Origin of the sequence: Deinococcus sp., assembly GCF_030523985.1 — a bacterium.
Taxonomy (GTDB): Bacteria; Deinococcota; Deinococci; order Deinococcales; family Deinococcaceae; genus Deinococcus.
In genome coordinates this window covers 1-3981 of sequence record NZ_JAUNHK010000160.1, presented here as the reverse complement: position 1 = coordinate 3981, position 3981 = coordinate 1, and the positions used below count along the sequence as shown (strand labels likewise).

Genomic DNA, 3981 nt, shown 5'->3' with positions numbered 1-3981 from the left:
CCGCTACTTCGTCCGTCTCTACAACTCTGGACACACCTTGAGCATCATGTGTAAGATGCGTTTGCCTAGTGTCCGGCTGACGGGAGAAATGACCCCGAGAGGCCGAGGCGTCCGAACTCTACCCTCCCGCGTTCACGACCACCGAACCGGTGCCGCGCAGCGCCCATCAAGGAATAACCATGCAACTGACCCCGCTCCACGTTACCGGAGGCCGCGCACTTGGCGGCGAAATCGCCGTTCAGCACAGCAAGAATGCGGCCCTGCCCATCATCGTTGCTTCTCTGCTTTCCAGCGAACCTGTCACGTTGCACGGGATTCCGCGCCTGTCGGACGTCTACACCATTCTCGAACTGATGCACCACCTCGGGACGCGGCACGCCTGGGTCGGCCCCAACAGCCTGACCCTGCATACCCCCGAAATCCTGAACACCGACGCACCCTACGCCCTGGTGAGCAAGATGCGGGCGAGCTTCATCGTGCTGGGCGCGATTCTGGCCCGTGCAGGTACGGCGACCGTCAGCATGCCCGGCGGCTGTGCCTGGGGGCCTCGTCCGGTAGACCAGCACGTCAAGGCGCTGCGGGCGCTCGGGGCCGAGGTGCAGGAGGACGGGGGCAACTTCTTCGCTCAGCGTTCCGGCAGCCTCAGCGGCACGTTCATGTTCGAGTTGCTGACTGTCGGCGGCACGCACAACGCGATTCTGGCGGCGGCGCTGGGTAATTCGACCGTCGTGCTCGAAAACGCCTCCATCGACACCGACGTGGTGGACGTCATCGAATTCCTGAATGTGTTGGGTGCGGACATTCAGGGTGCGGGCACCAACACCCTCACCATCCGGGGCGTCGAGAAGCTGCGCGGCGGCGAATACACCGTGATTCCTGACCGCATCGAAGCGGGCACCTTCATGATGCTGGCGGCGGCGACCCGTTCGCGCCTGACCCTGACGAATGTCCGCGCCGACCACCTGCGCGCCGTCAGCGCCAAGCTCGCCGAAATGGGCGTGGACATCCTTGAGGACGGCAACCGCATGGTGGTCGATGCCCGTGACCGTGAACTCAAGGCGGTCAACGTGACCACGCAGAGCTACCCCGGTTTTCCCACCGACCTGCAACCTCAGATGAGCGCGTTGCTGGCGACGGTTCCCGGCACCAGTGTGATTCAGGACCCCGTCTATCCCGACCGCCTGACCCACGTCGCTGAACTGCACCGCATGGGAGCCAACATCACCGTGAGCGGTTACACCCAGGTCATTCAGGGCGGCAAGCTGCACGCGGCTCCGGTCAAAGCTGCCGACTTGCGTGCTGGGGCGGCCCTGTTCATTGCGGGGCTGACCTGCGAAGGTGAAACGGTCATTGACGGCGTGCAGTACCTCAACCGGGGCTACGAGCGCCTCGCCGAGCGCCTGCGGGGCATCGGGGCCGAGGTGGAACAGCCCGAAACGATGCTGGCCGCTGACGACTGAAATAGGTATTCCGGCGCTACATCAAAGCAAAAGCCGAAGGCAGCAGCTCTGAACGAAAGGGCTTGCTGCTTCGCTTTTTGGATGATTTTTCTTGGCGTCCCTTCCTCCCCTGGTCAACCGGCCCCGCGTCGGCGTACCTCATAGCCCACTTGCTGAAGAATGGCGGCAGCTTTCTGGGCGTCTTCCGGCGTTTCCAGGCCCAGGCGCAGCGAGCCACCGTCTTCCCTGATGGCCAGCACTTCGATGTCTTTGATGTTGACCCCGGCTTCACCGAGCGCCTGGGTCACCGCGCCGATTTGATTCGGGCGGTCCGGGACAGCGACCACGAGGTCATGGCGCAGAGGCAGCAGGCTGCGCCGCACCACCGGCAGGCTGTCGCGGGTGCGTTTGCCTTCGTGGGCGGCAGCAAGCAGTTCCTCGGGGTCGTCCAGATCACGTTCCAGACGTTCCAGTTGTGTGCGGAAGCGGCCCAGCGCCTCACGGAGCGCCACACGGTTTTCGACCACCATGTCGCGGCTCATGCGGGGGTCGCCGCTCGCCACGCGGGTCAGGTCACGGAAGCCCCCCGCCGCCAGCAGGCTCAGCCGCTCGTCACGGGCGACCATGTGGGTCAGCGCCAGACTGGCGAGGTACGGCAAGTGACTGATGGTGGCGACCAGCGAATCGTGGGCCTCCGGGGGCATCACGACTGGGGCGGCTCCCAATGCCTCCACCAGAGAGCGCACACGGGTCAGTGCCGTCAGCGGCGTGTGCTCGGTGGGGGTCAACACCCAGACGGCATTTTCGAGCAGTGAAGCGCGGGCATGGGTCACGCCGCCCCGTTCGCTGCCCGCCATCGGGTGCCCCGGCACGAACTGCCTTACCCCTAGGGCTTGCAACTCGGCGGCAATGCCTCCCTTGACGCTGCCCACGTCGGTCACCAGCGCCGATGGACTCAGGAAGGGGGCCATCTCTGCCGCCAGCGGAGCCAGCGCCCGCATCGGCGCGGCCAGGATGACCAGATCGGCCTGTCTGAGCCACTCGCCCACGCGGGGCCGCACCTCGTCGATCATGCCCAGCGCTTCGGCTTCGCGCAGGGTCGCCGCGCTGGCATCCAGGCCGATGATGTGCCCCGCCAGCCCGCGCTCCCGCAGGCCCAGGGCCACACTGCCTCCAATCAAACCCACCCCGGCCACCACAGCCCGCTGGAAAAAAATGGAAGGGGCGGGCAAAGCATCGTTCATGAGGGCGAGGCTACCACCCCCAAACCGCTCAAGCTCCGGCGCTGTGCGGGCAACTTGGGGCGTACCCGTAACTCAGGAAAGGGCAGACGTCAGCGCAACTGGTCGCGCACGGCAGCCAGCGTCTCCTCGAATTCGTCCTGAAACTCGTCTTCGAGGGTGTGGTCGCGGATAAGCTCGTCTTGCACCGTCGTCGCCTGCTCACGCACCCAGCGCACCCGTGCCTGCCGTGCCGAGAACACGTTGCCTTTGCCTGCCACAAAGCGGGCCGCGTGCCGCACTGCCTCGGCGGGCGAGGAAGTCGGCGCGACCACGCTGAGGTGCCTCAGTTCGCCCCGGTCGTTGACCATGGAACAGATCACCTCGATGCGCTGCCCGCGCCGGGCCAGGAAGACCTGATCGACCCGCCACATGCTGGTGGCCCGCAGTGGCTCGGTGGGGCGACTCCGGAGTGAACGACGCGCCATCAGCCGTTCACGCCCTCCCCCGCCGCAGGCTGCAGCAGCACGGACGCGGGACGCATGGTTACGCCCTCGGGAGTCCACTCGCGCACCCCTTCCAGACCCAGGAGCACGCGCCCGACCCCTTCAGCGAGGGCTTCGAGTTCGAGTTCGCCCGGCAGCACGATAAACGGGGCAATCCAGGCCAGCCGCCGCTCGATGAGGTCCACCACCGCGTCCCAGCGGGCGATGCCCCCGGTCAAGGCAACGGCGTCGGGGCGTCCCGGCAGCGCCGCCGTCTGCTCCCCGATGGCTTTACAGACCTGATGGACAAACGCAGCAATGGCGGTTTGTGCCACCGGGTCTTCGCCCTGACGCCCTTCTATCTCGCTGAGGTTGGCGCTGCCTGCCAGGGCGTAGAACCCACTGCCCCGCGTGAGCAGCCGCAGCAGTTCATCCTCGGCGTGGGTGTGCAGCAGCCGCAGCACGGCGCGGGTCGGGAGTGGGCCACTTTGCCGCGCCCCCATCGGACCGCCGTCGGGTGCGGTGCCGGTGGTGTCAATGGCGCGCCCCTGGTCGAAGGCGGTCACGCTGGTCGTGGCCCCCAGATGCGCCACCACGACTCGCGCCTCGCGAAACTGCTTGCCTACTTCGTACGAAGCGCGGCGGGCCACAGCACGGGCGTTCAGGGCGTGGAACCGGGCCTCGCGCCGCACGCCGGGCACGCCCGTCATGTGGGCTTCGGGCAGCATTTCGTCCACACTCTGGGGGTCGACCAGATAGGCCGGAACGCCCCGCGCCTGTCCCACCTTGAGGGCCAGAGGCGCACCCAGGCTGGGGCTGGGATCGTCGGTCAGCAGG

4 protein-coding genes are annotated in these 3981 nt (G+C 66.7%); 1 reads left to right on the top strand and 3 read right to left on the bottom strand.

Annotation, left to right across the window (positions count from 1 at the left end):
- The first annotated feature begins 179 nt into the window (after positions 1–179).
- Positions 180–1460 carry a UDP-N-acetylglucosamine 1-carboxyvinyltransferase gene (gene murA / locus Q4C89_RS14275; RefSeq protein WP_303103293.1) on the top strand — a complete coding sequence of 427 codons (1281 nt, stop codon included), beginning with the start codon at positions 180–182 and terminating at the stop codon, positions 1458–1460.
- A gap of 113 nt (positions 1461–1573) precedes the next feature.
- Here the strand turns inward: murA and Q4C89_RS14270 are convergent, their stop codons facing one another.
- The 3 genes from Q4C89_RS14270 to Q4C89_RS14260 form a co-directional block, all read right to left on the bottom strand.
- Positions 1574–2683, bottom strand: coding sequence for a prephenate dehydrogenase (locus tag Q4C89_RS14270; RefSeq protein WP_303103292.1), 1110 nt, complete (start codon positions 2681–2683; stop codon positions 1574–1576).
- An 89-nt stretch (positions 2684–2772) separates the two neighbouring features.
- Positions 2773–3147, bottom strand: a complete 375-nt coding sequence (locus Q4C89_RS14265) for a hypothetical protein (protein WP_303103291.1) — start codon at positions 3145–3147, stop codon at positions 2773–2775.
- The coding region (locus Q4C89_RS14260) for a butyrate kinase (RefSeq protein ID WP_303103290.1) at positions 3147–3981 on the bottom strand (835 nt) is incomplete at its 5' end. The genes Q4C89_RS14260 and Q4C89_RS14265, both read right to left, overlap by 1 nt.